Raw genomic sequence first — 16,499 nt, forward strand, 5'->3', positions numbered from 1 at the left:
TGGCTCCGCGACAGCTTGCCGACCTGACTTGTCAGCCAAGTGTGGAGCTCAATCATCAGCGGCGCGCTGAGGTCCTGGCGGGCGGCAAGTCGCTCTGCCGGAGTCTTGCCATTGATGGCGCGCTCGATGTCGAACAGCGCGTCGAGCCGCTGCACGGCTTCGAGTGCGATCGGATAGATTATGCTGCTGCGCTGGCCGCGACTCTTGCGGCGCGCAGCACCCTCGACATCGGCGAGCTCGAAGAACTTGCGCCGCGCATGGTCAAAGCAGCCAGCTTCGAGGATAGGCGAAGGGGCGCGGTCCTCGCGATAGAGCTCGCCATATCCGCCATAGGCATCGGCTTGCAGGATACCGGACCATGCAGCGAGATGGGATCGCGGATGTTCGCCGCGCCGATCGCGCGAGTAATGGAAAAGAGCTGCGGGCGGATCGGTGCCTGCGAAAGGACAGTCGTCGCGCACATAGACCCATAATCGAGCAGTATCGGTCTTGCCCTTCGCCATGACCGGCACGGTGGTGTCATCGCCGTGGAGCCTGGTTGCGGCCAGAACATGTGCTTCGATCAACTTATAGAGCGGCATGAGCACAAGGGCAGCGGCACCAACCTGATCGGCGAGGGTCGAGACGCTGAGCGGCACGCCTTCACGGGCGAAGCGGTCGGCCTGGCGGTTGAGCGGTTGGTGCTGCCCATACTTCTCGAAGAGCAGCATGGCGATGAAGCTGGGCCCGGCCCATCCGCGCGGAACAACGTGAAAGGGTGCCGGTGCTCGCGCGATCTTCTCGCAGTCCCGGCACGAGAACTTCTCGCGCACCGTCTGGATCTCCTTTCAGGAGCGCGGGATGATCTAGAGGGTCTCGGTGACGTCCTCCCCGAGCTTCGAAAGGCGATCCCCGCCGCACGCCGGGCAGGAGCAGGGCGCAGGCACCAAGACACGCTCGCGCGGTAGATGATCCGGGGAACCGCTTCCTCGCCGGGCGCTTGCGCTCGAAGGCGGTGACCGTGGTGGTCTTGGCTGCCGCTTCCTCCGCGATCAGATCGTCTTCGGCGGCGTCGGCCTCGAGCTCTTCGAGCTGGAGCTCCATCTGGTCGAGCAGGCGGCGGCTGCGCTCGGCGCTGGGGCCATACTGCTCACGCTTGAGCTTGGCGATCTACAGCTTGAGGTGAGCGATTAGGGCCTCGATGGCGCTCTGGTGGGCAAGGGCGTTGCCGAGCTTGGCCTCTGCCTCATCAGCCTTGCGGGCCATCGTCGCCACCAGCGCTTTGAGCGCTTCAACGTCGTCCGGAAGGGACGAGATGGCGGCTTCCATGGACCAGAGTGAATCATCATCCACTCCTCGCAGCAAGGCCAAAATGCTCGTCTGCGGCGATTATCCTGCGCTCGTCGGTCGCCACGTATACTGCGGGTTGCGCCAGTCGATCCCTTCCAGGAGACAGGCCAGCTGCGAGGGCGTGAGCGACACCGCTCCCTCCTTCGCCGCAGGCCAAACGAACCGACCCTTCTCGAGCCGCTTGGCATAGAGCGACATACCGATGCCATCATGCCAGACGATCTTGATCAGCGATCCGGCGCGGCCGCGGAACACGAACAGATCGCCACCATGGGGATTACGCTTCAGGCCCTGCTGCACCAGCAGGGCAAGACCTTGCATACCCTTCCTCATATCCGTGTGGCCAAGCGCAATCCATACCCACGCGCCAGGAGGGATCATCGCAGCGCCTTCAGCGCGGCAGCGACCAGGACCGGTGATGCCGCAGCGAAAATGCTCAACCGCTTGCCACGTGGCAGGTCGATGACGATCGCAGGGTGCTCGGCCGTGTCGGCTTCCGCCGCGTCTTCGTCCATCAGTGCTTCCGCAAACACCGGCGTCGGCAGGGTCCTGGGCACGTCGGCTTGCTGCCCTGCACCCGCATCGATCAGCTTGCGCCGCCAAGTGTAGACCAGTCCGGTGGAAACATCGTGGCGACGGCAAGCATCAGCTACCCTGACACCCGGCGCAAACGCGTCGGCCAGGATCTGCAGCCGTTCCTCATCACTCCACCGCCGGCGCCGCTCCGGCCCCGAAAACACCGTCATCTGACCCATCGACCGCTCCTAAGCACGCTCTTAAGAGCACGCTTAAGAGCGCTCGCTACCTATCTTGGCAAGGCGGCCCCCGCCGTATGGATACAGGAGGGCGCGGATCCCAAGGCGTTCAAACCGGTTGACCTCGCCATCCCGATGTTCGGCTACAAGAACCACATAGGCATCGACCGTGCGCATCGGCTGATCCGCACCTGGGATGCCAGCGCCGCCAACGCCAACGACGGCGCCCGGCTGCCTGACGTGGTCAGCGAGGACAACACCGGCTCGGGGGTATGGGCCGATACGGCCTATCGACCAAAGAAGAACGAGGCGTTCCTCGCCAAGGGCATGTTCACCAGCCACATCCATCAGAGGAAGCCGCCGCGCCGGCCGATGCCCGAGCGCATCGCCAGGGCCAATGCCAAGCGATCGGCGGTGCGCTCAGCGGTCGAGCACGTGTTCGCCGGCCAGAAGCACCGCATGGGGCTCATTGTTCGCACCATCGGCATCGCCCGAGCCCGCATCAAGATCGGCATGGCGAACCTCGCCTATAACTTCCAGCGCCTCGCCTGGCTCGAGGGGCGCTCTGCGCCTGCTTGATGCAAAAACCGGCCTATACGGCCGGTTCAGACAGCGAAATCAGCAGATCGGCCACCCGAAACCAGGGCTCACCATCCAATCGCGCCACGTCCCGTCGGCGTCATGCCAAAATCAGACGGTCCTTCGAGGCGTCCAGTCTCCCCGCGGAGCCTGAATCACATAACCCTTAGCCAATCAATGGGTCCTGAGCCTAAACTGATTGAGGGGCGTTCAAAGCTACCATGTCACTGCAGGGTTGATGCATAGTCGCATATATCGTCAAAGAGCAATAACGCTAATTCCTGAAAATACAGCCTCAACATTCCCACGGCTCGAGAAATCTCCAGAACTATCTACTGGCCGAGATCCCGTCACATTTCCGATTATTTCGAATTGAGGATTCGAGCAATCTATATTCGAAGTGCTAGTCAATCTGGCAACGCCGGATGTATTGATACTAACTCCATCAAATACAACAATTGAATTATCGCAAATAAATCTATACTGAAAATGTCTAATAATTTCGGAAGAGATACCAATTCCAGCGATCTCTAATGCATAACGCCCTGGTAGCACAGATGTTTTCTGTGTCATAAAAATTGGAGCACCACGACCATTCCAATTGATTCTTACAACACTATCCCCAGAAACAGTATCAATGTCAGTCCAATAACCATATCCGTTGGGAAAATACCATTCGAGCTTACTGACCGGAGTCAAATTTGACTTAAGCTTCCAAGCCAAGTCAAATGATGGATCATTTATAGCATCTTTCGGCATACTATAAAATGCACGCCACATCTCGACCCCAGAATCAGCCATGCCAAATTCAATTAACTTATTTGAGACATTGACTAGACTTTTACGCGTAACAACATCCGTGCTGGTCATCAGGGATAGCATCGTGCTTCTGCGGGCATTTATTGCAGCCTCGGTGCCCAATGACTCAACAGAACTTAAATAATCATCTGCCCAAGGCGGAGCTTGTTTTAGTTTACGAATAACCAATGGCCTATGACGAAAACTCTGCTCCAATAAATTAAAAAGCTTGGTAGATTCTACCGTCAGATCACTCCGCCTGAGGAGAGCGTCAGCAATGTTTACAACTTTGTCAAATTCAGCCTCTTGAGCAGACACCATTATCTGATTCTGCAGCGCAACAGTGCTTCGCCAACCAAAGTTCTCTAAGATTTGCCAATCCGTCATGGACACATTGCCAGTCTCCAAGGAATCCAAATATAGTTTAGCATTCCAGCCGACTGGGCTCATCGGAGTGTAAGCTATCGATGTCTTGGCTAATTTCTTATACCGGCCCAATTCAGCTTGCGATATCTGAGATTCTACCGCCAAACGAGACAAAAGAAATTGAGGCGACTTGTTCCGCAGTTGATTAAGTTCCATAGTCCCTGATATGAAAAATATAAAAACAACTATGAATACCAATGGAACTGCAATAAAAAAGAAGCCGCCAAGAAATCTCATCTCAAGCATCAATCCTTTGTGGAATCAGCATACCTGTACACGTAGGCATATTCGCCGTAATTTCCATAACCCATTTCACCCGGATTGTATTTCGTCAGAACCACACCAGCAAAGTTTGCTTCACTTTTCTGGATACGGCTTATCGCATTCAGTATGGACTTCCTGCCATTACGGCCAGACTCAAGCACAAAGACTATCGCCTCAACTTGACCCGATAGGATTTCCGCATCTGCCAGGGACAACAGTGGCGGCGTATCAACCAAAACGATGTCGTATCGGCCCACCATTTGATCCATCATTGCCTTAAACTGATTCCCCATCAGCAGATCGGTTGGGCTTGGCGCGACGGGTCCGCCGGTAATTACATCGAGGCCAGGATAAGCACACTGCTGAATGGCATCATCAACCGCCGACTGCGTTGACAAAATAGAACTCATTCCAACTTTGTTGGGCAGATCGAGAAGCCGATGTATATTTGGACGACGCAAGTCGACGTCAATTAGCAAAACTCTCTTGCCGAGACGAGCGAAACCAATGGCGATAGAAACACATGAACTCGTTTTACCTTCAGACGCCTGCACACTAGTGAGCATGACACTCTTAGGAGCGCCGTTCACAGAAGATACCGAAATACCAGTCCGTATAAGGTTGAAGGCCTCGCTTATCTCAGACTTCTGATCGCTAACCTCGCTCATAATTTCCGTTGTGATAGGAATCGCACCTAGTATTGGCAGATTTAGTTTGTCCTTCACGTCCGCCGGCGTCCGTATCCGATCAAACAATTGTGAGTCGACAAACATGTAAATTACGGAAAGACCAAATGCCGCCATCAACGCCAAAACAATATTGAGCGGGATATTCGGCCACACTGGTTCAGGGTCGATAACCGCTTGATCAACAATAGCCAAATTATTTGCCTGCACTCCGGACTCAGCATTCAACTGGTTGTAGCGACGCAATAGCGACTCAAATTGCACACGGTTGGTGTCAGCTTCGCGCCGAAGAATGGTCAATTGAATTGTCTGGCTTTGCTCAACTAATGTCTCGCCTTTTAATGCCTCAAGTTGGCGGAGCAGCTGTCGCTCGCGGGCCTTTGCGATCTCAAATTGGCTTTGCACACCGCTTCTGATGTTGCTTGCAACGGCTGTCAGCTGGCGCTCTATCTCTTGAAGCTTCGCAGACACCTGCCTGACAGAAGGGAAATCGGACTGACGGGTCTCTAGTTGCAACTCGTACTCTGATTGCAGGGTAGCTCTCTGCTCTAACAGCCCCTGGATAGCCTGATTTGCCAATACATCGGGGTTATTCAGAATGGGCTGAGAACGAGTGCGAATCCATTTTTGTTCGGCAGCAACACGCTCAGCAACAGCTTGTGTATAGTCACTATTCAACTGAACAAGCTGAGCAGTGATTAACGAGCGCGGCTGCGTGGATTCCTCGTTATTTGTCGCACTAGCTGCGCTTGATACATCAACGATCCTTGTACGACGCCCATATTCTAGTGCAGCTCTTTGCGAAGCCTCTAGCCGAATCTGCGCTTCTCTAAGCTGTGCCTGCAGAAACTCGAGCGCGTAAGATGAGCTTTCAGATTTTCGCTGCAGATTGCTCCGAATGTAATTTTCAGCAACCGAATTAGCAACCTTGGCGGAAAGTCGCGAATCTGGACTTCTAAATACAATCTTCAACAGTCGCGTTTGCCCGGAAAAACTGACGCTTAAGTTTTCATCGAGAGTTTCCAACACGAGCTTACGCCGCGCCTCCTGCTCGCTCAAAACTAGTCCAGTTTCAGGTTCCTCCGAAACATTCATTTCTTCCAAAAAGGTGTTTTCGCGAAACAAGCCTAGCTCGTCTGCTACAGCAGTGAGCACAACTCGGCTCCGGGCAAGACCAACTTGCGTATCAAGAAATCGCTCCACATCAACGCGATTTGAGACACTTTCGCGATCGTCCTCAGTACCTAGAACTTTTTCCGCCTCTTGCCGGACCTCAACGGTAGCTATTCCATCGTACTTTCGTGTGATCAACAACGTGGCCCCTGCAGCCAGCATTAAACAACCTACAAAAATTCCCATTAGAACAAAACGTGAACGGTAAGCTGCAGCATAAATTTCCATAAGATCAAGAGCACTGGATGGAGTGCCACTGTAATCTTTCCTTGCAACCTCGATCGACTGGTCTGTATTTGGATTAAATTTGCTCATGGATCTATAATATTCTTTTGGTGTCCGTATAAAAGCGTACAAAAAACAGTTTGTATTCACATTCTAATTATGAATTTCCTGTGCATACAAATACCGCGAATCATACTCAATACGAATGGGTTGATTACGAATATATCTCGCAGAGTATTACCGAATTTGACATACCCGCACTTATTTTCATGCCGCGATCTCGATTTTTCTCATCAGCTGCGAACAAAATTCAAGTTTACATCGCTTTATCGACGATTCGCTGCGACGTTCGTCATTTGACTTTGATATTTTTTGCAAATGGAGTTTGCTACATGTGGACTCAACCGTCGTTCGTCTGGCAGCGTAAATTCGTAGTGATCTTGCTTGATATCGTCGATGCTCGGCATCGCTCTAGCAGCCCCTTTTCCGCCGATGCAACCTTTATATCCGATGGGCATGTATCGCCCTGTTGGTTTCCATCGCGAGAAGCCTCGGACATACCGGCGTGCTAGAATCGACGATCTAGCCACCGTGTAACTGATGGAGCGGGTGCCCCCTCCGGCGGCATCGCAGGATGTTAGACCAGCACGATGTTGCGCTGTAGAAGACGGAGCACATGATCAACCTCCACATTCTCGCGTTACACCTTGCGGCGCGCAGCTTCCAGGTCTGCGCCACTTTAAAGGCTAGCATGTGTGGATGCCCCGGTTTTGCAGGATGATTTTGACGGCGGTGACGGCTCGGCGTTTTTATCGTTCCTGTATCAGGCCTCTTGCTGTGGCCTGATGTTGCTACGGCCCGGTATGCGGTTCGAAGAACTAGATCCACATCTGTTCATAGAACTTTGACGCTCGCGCCCCGGTGCTGAATTACTCGTCCTGAGCGTTGAAGTCCTTGCCGCATAATCGTCAGTCTATCTCCTTGTCTCGGCTTGTGGCCCCTATCCATGCGACCCTAAAGGGTTTGGCACTGTCTGTGCATTGCAACGTAAGCGGAGCCTTGACCCCACCTTGCCCTGATCGGTGACAGGACCGATTGTCCGCGCCTTATGGTTGGTTGAGGGCGCTGGTGCTATGACGATGTCATGTGATGATACTGGCATTAAAGGCGTGTGGCGCTTCGAGGTTTTCACCGGTGCGGGTCGCAGGCGGGACTGGCCCGATGATGTTAAGCTGGCGATCGTGGCTGAGAGCTAGTCCGGCCTTGAGAGTGCCAGCGCCGTGGCCAGGCAATATGCTCTTTGCCCTTCACAGTTGTTCACTTGGCGTCGCCTGCTTCGCGCGCATCTGCCGAGCCAAGGTATAGCACTGCCTCAGACTCCGGCGTTCGTGCCAGCTGTGATTTCAGACGAAAAGCCGGATCAGCACCTTCCCACGACTCGACCAGCACGCAAGCCCCGACGCACGGATAGGTTTGCGGTTGAAGTGGATATTGATGGGGTCGTGGTGAGTGTTAGTCGTCATGCTGATTTGAGGCTGATCGCTGCAGTTATCGAGGCGGTCAGAGCAGCCCCATGATCATGATCGGTCCCGGTCCAGGCACGCGGATGATGGTGGCAACGCGGCCAGTGGGTTTTCGCATGGGCCCTGACCCGCTCTGGCCGCACTCGTTAGCGCTGAGTATGGCGGCGATCCGTATTCCGGGGTGATCTATGTCTTCCGTGCAAAGCGCGCGGACCGGATCAAACTGATCTGGTGGGAGGGGACGGGCCTGCCCGCGATGATCGGCCTTGGCGCGGTATCGATCCGCCGATGATGGCCTAGGTTTATGCAGCCGACCGCAAGAGCGAGCGTGCCGAAGCGCATCTTGGGGACTTTGCAGGCATCCTGCAGGTTGACGGCTCTGGCGGATATACAGCGCTCGCCAAGCGGCAGCGGCAGATCACTCTCGCGCTATGCTAGTCACACGTCCGGCGCAAGTTCTTCGATCTCGCCGACAAGTCGCCGGTTGCCATCGAGGTGGTGCAGCGGATCGCCGGTCTCTATGCCGTCGAGAGCGAGGTTCGCGGCACCGATGCCGATCATCGTCGCGCAGTCCGCAACGAGCACGCCCGCGTCATCGTCGATGAGCTGCACCACTATCTGGAAGCCCGGCTCCGCGAGGTGAGTGCCAAGAGCAAGCTGGCCGAAACGATACGCTACGCGCTCATCCGCTGGGACGGGCTCACTGTCTTCCTCGACGATGGCCGCGTCGAGCTCGATACCAACACCGTTGAGCGGTCGATCAGACCTCTGGCCCTCAACCGCAAGAATGCCCTGTTCGCGGGCTCCGACGAGGGCGGCGACAACTGGGCGGTCATCGCCACGCTGATCGAGAACTGCAAGATCGCCGGCATCAACCCACACACCTGGCTGACCGAGACGCTCACCAAGCTCGCGGATGGTCATCCCGCAAACAGCGTCGGCGACCTCATGCCTTGGCTCGACATTGGGCTGAGAACACCGCTTACACTGCAACTACAGACCTACGGCCTAATCTCGAGTACCTCGCCGGGGATGGGGGGGGGCGAGTAGATTGCATCGAGCACGAGGAGCTGAAAGATCACAGCATTGGTTCGAAAGGTGGACGGCTCCCCTTCCGGTGACCACTACTCGGGAGCGCCGCTGGCAGAATCCCTAGGAAAAAGCGTAGAACTCGCTAGCTTGGAAAAGCGTTCCAGCGCATCACCTGCCGCAAGTGGCGCCTTGCACCTTTTCGGTAGCTTGAGGAAGCTGGGCCAACCCGCTGTCATCGCGCTCCCTATATCGCTAAGCCATTGAAGCTGCCTACAGGATCAAATATAACCCACTTTTCTCGAGTTGCCTGGACGCTAACATCAATGAGGCAATACACCTTAAATTATCGAAATTTTTGAGATTTGCGGTGAGTCGCACGGCGCCGCCTTGTATAATATATCCGAGCTGTGCTAGCACTTTCGAAATTCATGGCGCAATAGGCTTTGCACATTCATGTTTAGATTTGCTATAACGAAGAATTCATAGTTTAAACGGAACTATTATGATTGAAACCGAGACCTTTTTGGGAATAATTTTGATCGTCCTTGTTGTAGTCTTTTTTATTCTTGCCTTAGTTTATGCTAGGTATAATTCAGCTACAAACAGGGCCTTGCGAGCTCAGGCGCGTGAGCGGCAGCGCAACAAGCAGCGATCAAAATCTAACCCCAAGGCGCACTAAGCATCGTGGACAAGCGTTGACACGAAACTCAGCCGCTGATTTGAGGCCCCCTTTGGGAGGCAGCGTTGGGCGATCGAAGGTGTGTCGGACGAGGAATGTGCATTGATTGCCCCACTCTTGCTGCAGGAACGAGGTCGTGGTTGCCGCCCTGCGGAGGAAAACCATCTGGACGCCTCGAAAAACTGCTGGCGCGTAGCGGCTTGAATTGATTCACTGCCTTTGCGGATGAGCGGAGGCGGAGATGGTTGGGCAGCTGGGCTTTTTTAACCTTTCGGACCGATACGAGGCGCTGAGCGCGGCGGGTGATCCGCTGGAGCGTCTCGCGGCGGTCGTCGACTTTGAGGTGTTCCGCGGACCGTTGGTGGCAGCACTGCGGCGCACTGCCCGCGGCAAGGGCGGCAGACCACCGTTCGATCCAGTGCTGATGTTCAAGATCTTGGTGCTCCAGGCGCTGTACTCGCTCTCGGACGAGGCGACCGAGTTCCAGATCAAGGATCGGCTGTCGTTCCAGCGGTTCCTGGGGCTTGGGCTCGATGGCACGGTGCCCGATGCAACGACGGTGTGGCTGTTCCGCCAGCGCCTGGTCAAGGCGAAGGCGATCGACAAGCAGATGCGGCCATCGTCGAGGAAGGCGGTCAAGGCAGGCCATGCCTTGAGCATGTAGTCGATTGGCTCGGCGACGGGGCTGCTCTTTGAGAGTTTCGACCGGTTGTCGCGGAGCCATGCTTCAAGATCGGCGACCGGTTTAGCGCTGTATTCCTGCCGGGCAGTGAGGCGCTCGTCTGCCGATTGGCCATTGATCGCCCGCTCGATATCAAAGATCGCATCGATCCTTCGGACGGCCTCGATAGCGATCGGCAAAATGACGGGCGCCTTCTTGCGACGCTTCTTTAGCTGCGTGTCGAGATCCGCGAGCTCGAAGAAATAGCGGCGTGCATGGCTCCAGCACAGGGCGCGTGTCAGCGGTGCCGGGATCCGATCGGCGCGGAAAAGCGCATTGTATCCGGCAAAGGCGACAGCCTAAAGAATACCTGTCCAGCTGCGCAGATGGCCGACGGGATGTTCGCCGCGCCTGTCACGGGAATAATGGAAGATCGCCGCAGGTGGAGCTGGGCCGCCAAAAGGCTGATCGTCACGAACATAGGTCCAGATCCGGCCTGTATCGGTCTTTGTCTTCGCCAGGACCGGGACTGTCGTGTCATCGCCATGCAGTCGCTCGGCGGCCAGGACATGCGCTTCGATGAGGCGGTAGAGCGGCATCAGCGCCGCGGTGCAGGCTCCGACTTGGTCGGCCAGGGTCGAAAGGCTGAGCTCGACACCTTCGCGGGCATAGCGATCGCGCTGGCGGTTGAGCGGTTGGTGCGCTCCGAACTTCTCGAACAACAGCATCGCCAGGAAGCCGGGGCCGAACAGTCCGCGCGGTGTGACATGGAAAGGTGCCGGGGGCTGAGTGATCTTCTCGCAATCCCGGCACGAGAACTTCTCCCTGACGGTCTGGACCACCTTCCACTGGCGGGGGATGACCTCGAGCGTCTCGGTGATATCCTCACCCAGCTTCCACAGACGATTGGAACCACAGCAGGGACAGGACTCTGGCGCGGAGATGACGACGCGTTCGCGAGGCAGATGATCGGGCAATGGCTTGCGTGCGGGCCGCTTGCGTTCGAACGGTGCAACGTTGGTTGAGGCGGCGGCCAGGGCTGCAAAGACCTCGTCCTCGCTGGCAGCGGCCTCGCACTCCTCGAAGGTCAGCTCCATCTGGTCAATCAGCTGGCGGGAGCGTTCCGAGCGTTGTCCATAAAGGGCCCGGCGCATCTTCTCGTTCTGCAGCTCGAGAAGGGCATTGCGGGCTTCGAGATCGGCGTTGATCGCCTTGATGCGAGCCACTTCTGCGGCGATTTCGCGGGCGGCGGCAAACTGCTCGCGAAGGCTCTGGATCTGTGCAAGGCTTGCATCCACCATGGCCGAAACCATAGCATAAAACCCCCGAAATCCCTAGTTTTTTAGGCCATCGACAGCCACTTATCCGGCGACAGTCGGGCGCCATGTTGCCTGTGGATTACGCCAGTCGATGCCCTCGAGCATGCAGGCAAGTTGCGATGCGGAAATCGCAAAAACGCCGTCGGTAGCCGATGGCCAGATGAACCGGCCTCGTTCGAGCCGCTTGGCATAAAGCGACATGCCCACGCCATCGTGCCAGATCACTTTGCACAGGTCGCCGCGCCGTCCGCGGAAAATATACAGATCGCCGACAAACGGATCACGCCCGAAGCTCTGCTGAACCTGCAAGGCAAGGCTGCGCATGCCGCGCCGCATATCGGTATGTCCTGTCGCAATCCAGATCCGGACACCGGAAGGAACTGGGATCACGGCTTCACCGATCGCAGGACCGCCGCAGCCAGACCTGGAGATGCGCCTGCCGGGATCCGCACGATCGCACGCTCAAACTCCACGATGATCGCAGTCCCCGCAACAGCAACAGGCGCAGGATCAGGATCGGGCTGCACCTGGACCTGCGCAAAGCCGTGGCCTGCCTGCTCGAGCTGCCGCCGCCAGCGATAGATCTGACCAGGTCGAACATCGGCCAGACGGGAAATCTCCGCAACGTTCGCCCCGGGCGCTGAAATCGCCGACACCAGCGCATGCTTCTGCTCATCTGACCAGTACCGGCGGCGCTGAACGCCAGAAAATACCGTCACCTGACCCATCGCACCGTCTCTAACACCGGTGCAAGCACCAGCGCTTGCACCGGTGCCTTCTCGGCACGTCACCAAATCAGCACAAGGCGGCCCTGACCGTAGGGTTACCATATGGGACGACTTCCTGCACGCCAATTTCGATGATCCTGACACTATCGAAAACGTCAAGCGCCACAAGCCGGGGTAGCAATCGGACGGTTACGCTTGAAGGCCAGAACGCCAAGCTTAAGCGGCTTGTGGCCGATGCGATGCTGGACCAAGCTGCGTTGACCCGAAGGGCGGCGAAGCCAACGATCTTCTGTCCAAAAAGCATTGATGCCCGCCGCGAAGCGGGAAGCTGTCGCTGATCTCCAGGCGTGCCACGGGATGAAGGTCTCGTGTTCATCGATGAGACTTGGACCGCTACCAACATGACCCGCACCCATGGCCGCTGCCTGAAGGGCGAGCGTCTGCGGATGGGCTTTCCTCACGGTCACCGCAAAACCACCACTCTGGTGGCGGGCCTGCGCATGGCCGGCATGATCGCGCCGATAGTGCTCGACGGCCCGATCACCGGGGACTGGTTCGAGGCCTATGTGACCAAGGTGCTGGTGCCAGAGCTACGGCCTGGCGACGTTGTGATCATGGACAACCTATCCAGCCATAAGCGCGCATCGGTCCGTCACCGGAACGATGCGGCGGGAGCAACGTTGCGCTTCCTGCCGCCCTACAGCCCCGACTTCAATCCTATCGAAAAGGCCTTCTCCCGCCCCAAGGCTATGCTCCGCAAAATCGGTGAGCGAACAGTCGGCGGCCTGTGGGATCTCATCGGGAGGCTCGTCGAAATCTTCCAACCCGCAGAATGCGCCAACTACTTCTGCTCTTGTCGGTGTGATCCAAAATGATCGAAAAACGCACTAATAACCGCAACCGCGCTCAAGAATTTACAAAATAAACATTAGCGGACGCGATGCCTACCTACAAATCTATGGCGCGCTTGGAAAATGATTTTATCAATATTAAAACTATTAATGTAGAAAATGCTGTAAATTCTACAATAGTCGCAAGCGCTGCGATCCCAATAACATCAAATCTACTGATTATTGGTACAAATAAGGCCGCAAAAACCACAAATGCAGCCGACTGCGCATAAACAAGATACCTTATGTCGCCTTGGGGCATAAGTATCAAATAGCCAATGCTGCCTGACATGGCGCCAAATGCAGGTATAAACGCCATCAGCGCTAACATTTTTCCAAACTCCTCTGTTTCACCGCGGAAAAATATGTCTCGTATGAAATCACTTGCTAAGAAAATGGTCATAGAGATTGCGAGGAAAATAGCCCCTATTAAGATTGTTTGGATTCTTCCAAATGATCGAAATCCACTTTTATCAGATAAAAATAGTTGCGTTGATCGGGCGATGCCTGCGTGGACAAGCGGAGCATGCAAAGCCTGCACCGACCTAATAATCTTCTCTGACAGGAAGTAAATTCCGGCGCTGTTGGCGCTGTAAAAAATACCAATAATAAAAGTGCCAGCTGACGTATAAAGAACATTCAGCACTGTTGAGGCGAACGTTGCCCGCCCAGCACTCAGGTGAAGACGTAAATTTTGCGCCGTTGGCCATACTCTATTGATTTTTGAAAACAACCTAAATAGGTCGGGCGCACCTAACGCGCTTGCCACAATTAGGGGGGAGGCTTGAAGGAGGGCAGCGAAATACAGGTCGCCAGAGTCTTTAACAAAGATGAGCATCAATCCAAAGATCAATAAGCGCGAAATTACTTGAATAAAAGCTAATTTGAAAAAAGACTGAAGACCCTGCATAAACCATTGGAAATAAATCGCGTTCGATATAACGGCAATAAAGCAAGCGCCATATAACTTAAGATCAAAATTATTCCAACCCTTAATCGCAGTTAAAGCTCCTGCTACAGCCACGAAATACAAACCAGATAGAGTCAAACGAATCGCCGTAACCGAGATAAAGATATCAAATAATTTTACTTTGTCTTCATTGCATTCGGCAACCATTTTTTGCCCATAAAAATTCAAACCATAATCCGTTAAAATTATCAAAATTTGACAAAGGGCAATAAAAGTAGCTAACTCGCCAAAATATGCGACCCCGAGCTTGGCCAATAGGAATGGGAAATAGGCGAAAGCTAATATCATATTGAATATTTGGATCGAAAAAAGAACTAGCCAGTTTAGAGCTAGCTTACTTTGAAGTACTTGCTTGATATGGGCCATTGGATTATCTCTACAAACCGCTAACGACGAATATCTGGCATCGCCCTATCGCAAAATCGCCAGCAGCCGTTTAGTTTGCGGAAGAAACTATACGTCGAGAAAATAATTCATCACCGCGACCTATGTCGAACCCCTTGTTGACAATAGCATAGTCAGAAAAATGCTATATATTCAATCACATCAAAGATGATATGAGGGCATTCTAATTGTTTTGTGCTATAACAACAAAAACTGACGTCAGTGTAGCCACAAGAGGGAGAATATCACGTATGATCGCCGACGTTCGATCGAACCCAACTACAACGATATCACCAGGTATTAACTCTGGGTTTGCTGCTCTAGCAGCTCGAATTTCGTTTAGGTTGAATCTAGCGGCGTACTGTTGCCCGTTGACATTTCTCAGCACGATGATTTGTGAAAGCTGGGCGTTGTCGGACGCACCCTCCCCGATAGCAATCGCCTGAACCAGATTTACACGCCCAGGAATTTTATAAGTACCTGGCTTTTTCACTCTACCATCTATTGTAAATGTATAGCCCACTGCGTCTCGTACTGAAACAACTACTCTAGCATCTTTTAGATAACGTTCATTTAAGATACTGGCTATATCAAGGCTCAACTCATTTATTGAGCGGCCTGCTGCCGGGACACTGCCAACAAGCGGAATATTAATGCTGCCCGCGGCATCAACAATTACGTTCTCCACGCTAAGATCAGGTTCGTTAAAAACGTTCAGCGAAAGTGCATCCGAAACGCCGATGCGATATACATCGAGACTTGGTTGAGTGGCTTCTGTTGTTGCCTGCGCGGGGAGCGCTTGGATGCCATATGGTACGGCTTTATAATTTGAGCTACAGCCAGCAAGCATGATGAAGGTCATGCTGAAGATCGTTATTGGTCTCACGGTTTAGCCTTCCGTGCTTAAAGTTTTGATTGACTGCCTTTGGTCATCCAACGGCTGTGCAGGACGCCGGATTTTCTCGGCACGTAGCAGTTGCAGCCGGCTGCGCGCAAGCACTAAACCGAACCGCTTTTGCGTGTGATCTCGCACAATGTGCACTGCTAGCCAACCTCGGACCACTTGGGTCTAGAGTTTTCCGCCTTGCTCAAATCCGGCGGGCTGGTGTCACCGGCTGAGTTTGCCAGCATGGTCCGGGGGGGGGTAACCAAACAGATCACGATCACCATCGCGCCCCTCCCACAAAGAGAGACGCTTGCGGCGTGTATCTGTCGCTCCTTGGGGCTACGCCCCTTGTCCCGACAGACCCATGCCGCCATTCTGATCTAAATTGTCGCGCAGCATCTAGCAGGCGGTTCCGGGTCCTCAACGTGGTCGATGACGTGACCAAGGAGTGCCCGGCAGCGGTGCCGGATACCCCGATCTCCGGGCACCGTGTCGTGCGCGAGCTGACCCATCTGGACGCCTCGAAAAACTGCTGGCGCGTAGCGGCTTGAATTGCTTCACTGCCTTTGCGGATGAGCGGAGACGGAGATGGTTGGGCAGCTGGGCTTTTTTGACCTTTCGGACCGATACGAGGCGCTGAGCGCGGCGGGTGATCCGCTGGAGCGTCTCGCGGCGGTCGTCGACTTTGAGGTGTTCCGCGGACCGTTGGTGGCAGCACTGCGGCGCACTGCCCGCGGCAAGGGCGGCAGACCACCGTTCGATCCAGTGCTGATGTTCAAGATCTTGGTGCTCCAGGCGCTGTACTCGCTCTCGGACGAGGCGACCGAGTTCCAGATCAAGGATCGGCTGTCGTTCCAGCGGTTCCTGGGGCTTGGGCTCGATGGCACGGTGCCCGATGCAACGACGGTGTGGCTGTTCCGCCAGCGCCTGGTCAAGGCGAAGGCGATCGACAAGCTCTTCGCCCGCTTCGATGCGGCGCTCACCGACCGGGGCTATCTGGCAATGGGCGGACAGATCATCGACGCCACGGTTGTGCCGGCACCCAAGCAGCGCAACACCGAGGACGAGAAGGCGGCGATCAGGGAAGGCCGGATCCCGGAGCGCTGGAAGGCAAGGCCTGCCAAGCTACGCCAGAAAGATCGCGATGCTCGCTGGAGCGTGAAGTATACCAAGGCCAAGGTGAAGGAGGGCG

At 54.9% G+C, this 16,499-nt stretch carries 10 protein-coding genes and 7 pseudogenes; 7 read left to right on the forward strand and 10 right to left on the reverse strand.

The annotated features are described in order from the left end of the window. The 3 genes and pseudogenes from tnpC (LI72_RS18775) to tnpA form a co-directional block, all read right to left on the reverse strand. A pseudogene (tnpC, locus tag LI72_RS18775) lies at positions 1–1,308 on the reverse strand (IS66 family transposase); the annotation flags it as partial. A 60-nt stretch (positions 1,309–1,368) separates the two neighbouring features. Beyond that, positions 1,369–1,710, reverse strand: coding sequence for an IS66 family insertion sequence element accessory protein TnpB (gene tnpB / locus LI72_RS18345; protein ID WP_033927428.1), 342 nt, complete (start codon positions 1,708–1,710; stop codon positions 1,369–1,371). Further along, a complete protein-coding gene (tnpA, locus tag LI72_RS18350) occupies positions 1,707–2,084 on the reverse strand; it encodes an IS66-like element accessory protein TnpA (protein WP_033927429.1) in 378 nt (125 codons plus the stop codon). The genes tnpB (LI72_RS18345) and tnpA overlap by 4 nt, the downstream gene beginning before the upstream one ends. An 81-nt stretch (positions 2,085–2,165) precedes the next feature. Here tnpA and LI72_RS18355 point away from each other — a divergent pair. After that, positions 2,166–2,663 (forward strand): annotated as a pseudogene (locus tag LI72_RS18355) (transposase); the annotation flags it as partial. 258 nt (positions 2,664–2,921) lie between these two features. Here LI72_RS18355 and LI72_RS20210 read toward each other — a convergent pair. Together LI72_RS20210 and LI72_RS19795 are read right to left on the reverse strand one after the other, a co-directional pair. Next, entirely contained in the window at positions 2,922–4,124 is a 1,203-nt protein-coding gene (locus LI72_RS20210; RefSeq protein ID WP_156139724.1) for a hypothetical protein, read from the reverse strand. Between the two features lie 8 nt (positions 4,125–4,132). Continuing rightward, a complete protein-coding gene (locus LI72_RS19795) occupies positions 4,133–6,325 on the reverse strand; it encodes a GumC family protein (RefSeq protein WP_081985268.1) in 2,193 nt (730 codons plus the stop codon). Between the two features lie 1,614 nt (positions 6,326–7,939). Here LI72_RS19795 and LI72_RS20770 point away from each other — a divergent pair. The 3 genes and pseudogenes from LI72_RS20770 to LI72_RS18375 form a co-directional block, all read left to right on the forward strand. Continuing rightward, positions 7,940–8,050 carry a hypothetical protein gene (locus tag LI72_RS20770; RefSeq protein WP_443018139.1) on the forward strand — a complete coding sequence of 37 codons (111 nt, stop codon included), beginning with the start codon at positions 7,940–7,942 and terminating at the stop codon, positions 8,048–8,050. Further along, positions 8,008–8,727 (forward strand): annotated as a pseudogene (tnpC, locus tag LI72_RS20600) (IS66 family transposase); the annotation flags it as partial. The gene LI72_RS20770 and the pseudogene tnpC (LI72_RS20600), both read left to right, overlap by 43 nt. A gap of 983 nt (positions 8,728–9,710) precedes the next feature. Continuing rightward, a pseudogene (locus LI72_RS18375) lies at positions 9,711–10,076 on the forward strand (transposase); the annotation flags it as partial. Here LI72_RS18375 and tnpC (LI72_RS18790) read toward each other — a convergent pair. The 3 genes and pseudogenes from tnpC (LI72_RS18790) to LI72_RS18390 all read right to left on the reverse strand — a co-directional run. After that, positions 10,070–11,431: pseudogene (gene tnpC / locus LI72_RS18790) on the reverse strand (IS66 family transposase); the annotation flags it as partial. The pseudogenes LI72_RS18375 and tnpC (LI72_RS18790) sit on opposite strands and share 7 nt — an antisense overlap. A 60-nt stretch (positions 11,432–11,491) precedes the next feature. Next, positions 11,492–11,839, reverse strand: a complete 348-nt coding sequence (tnpB, locus tag LI72_RS18385) for an IS66 family insertion sequence element accessory protein TnpB (protein ID WP_033927432.1) — start codon at positions 11,837–11,839, stop codon at positions 11,492–11,494. After that, the gene (locus LI72_RS18390; RefSeq protein ID WP_033927433.1) at positions 11,836–12,177 is read right to left on the reverse strand and encodes a transposase; all 342 of its coding nucleotides are present in this window, start codon (positions 12,175–12,177) and stop codon (positions 11,836–11,838) included. The genes tnpB (LI72_RS18385) and LI72_RS18390 overlap by 4 nt, the downstream gene beginning before the upstream one ends. 359 nt (positions 12,178–12,536) lie before the next feature. Here LI72_RS18390 and LI72_RS18400 point away from each other — a divergent pair. Continuing rightward, positions 12,537–13,052, forward strand: a pseudogene (locus tag LI72_RS18400) (IS630 family transposase); the annotation flags it as partial. 73 nt (positions 13,053–13,125) lie between these two features. Here LI72_RS18400 and LI72_RS18405 read toward each other — a convergent pair. Beyond that, positions 13,126–14,403 carry an oligosaccharide flippase family protein gene (locus LI72_RS18405; protein WP_033927435.1) on the reverse strand — a complete coding sequence of 426 codons (1,278 nt, stop codon included), beginning with the start codon at positions 14,401–14,403 and terminating at the stop codon, positions 13,126–13,128. A gap of 202 nt (positions 14,404–14,605) precedes the next feature. Next, positions 14,606–15,283, reverse strand: a complete 678-nt coding sequence (locus LI72_RS19810; protein ID WP_081985274.1) for a polysaccharide biosynthesis/export family protein — start codon at positions 15,281–15,283, stop codon at positions 14,606–14,608. Between the two features lie 419 nt (positions 15,284–15,702). Here LI72_RS19810 and LI72_RS20215 point away from each other — a divergent pair. Then, positions 15,703–15,822: pseudogene (locus LI72_RS20215) on the forward strand (IS3 family transposase); the annotation flags it as partial. A gap of 73 nt (positions 15,823–15,895) precedes the next feature. Beyond that, positions 15,896–16,499: IS5/IS1182 family transposase (locus LI72_RS18415; RefSeq protein WP_033927437.1), on the forward strand; the 604-nt coding region annotated here is incomplete at its 3' end.

Source organism: Sphingomonas sp. 35-24ZXX (assembly GCF_000786215.1).
GTDB lineage: Bacteria > Pseudomonadota > Alphaproteobacteria > Sphingomonadales > Sphingomonadaceae > Blastomonas.

Bases quoted from the DNA above. Each gene is read 5' to 3' on its own strand.
- LI72_RS18405 (WP_033927435.1), bottom strand. From the start codon at position 14,403: ATGGCCCATATCAAGCAAGTACTTCAAAGTAAGCTAGCTCTAAACTGG.
- tnpB (WP_033927428.1), bottom strand. From the start codon at position 1,710: ATGATCCCTCCTGGCGCGTGGGTATGGATTGCGCTTGGCCACACGGAT.
- tnpA (WP_033927429.1), bottom strand. From the start codon at position 2,084: ATGGGTCAGATGACGGTGTTTTCGGGGCCGGAGCGGCGCCGGCGGTGG.
- LI72_RS20210 (WP_156139724.1), bottom strand. From the start codon at position 4,124: ATGAGATTTCTTGGCGGCTTCTTTTTTATTGCAGTTCCATTGGTATTC.
- LI72_RS19810 (WP_081985274.1), bottom strand. From the start codon at position 15,283: ATGACCTTCATCATGCTTGCTGGCTGTAGCTCAAATTATAAAGCCGTA.
- LI72_RS18390 (WP_033927433.1), bottom strand. From the start codon at position 12,177: ATGGGTCAGGTGACGGTATTTTCTGGCGTTCAGCGCCGCCGGTACTGG.
- LI72_RS19795 (WP_081985268.1), bottom strand. From the start codon at position 6,325: ATGAGCAAATTTAATCCAAATACAGACCAGTCGATCGAGGTTGCAAGG.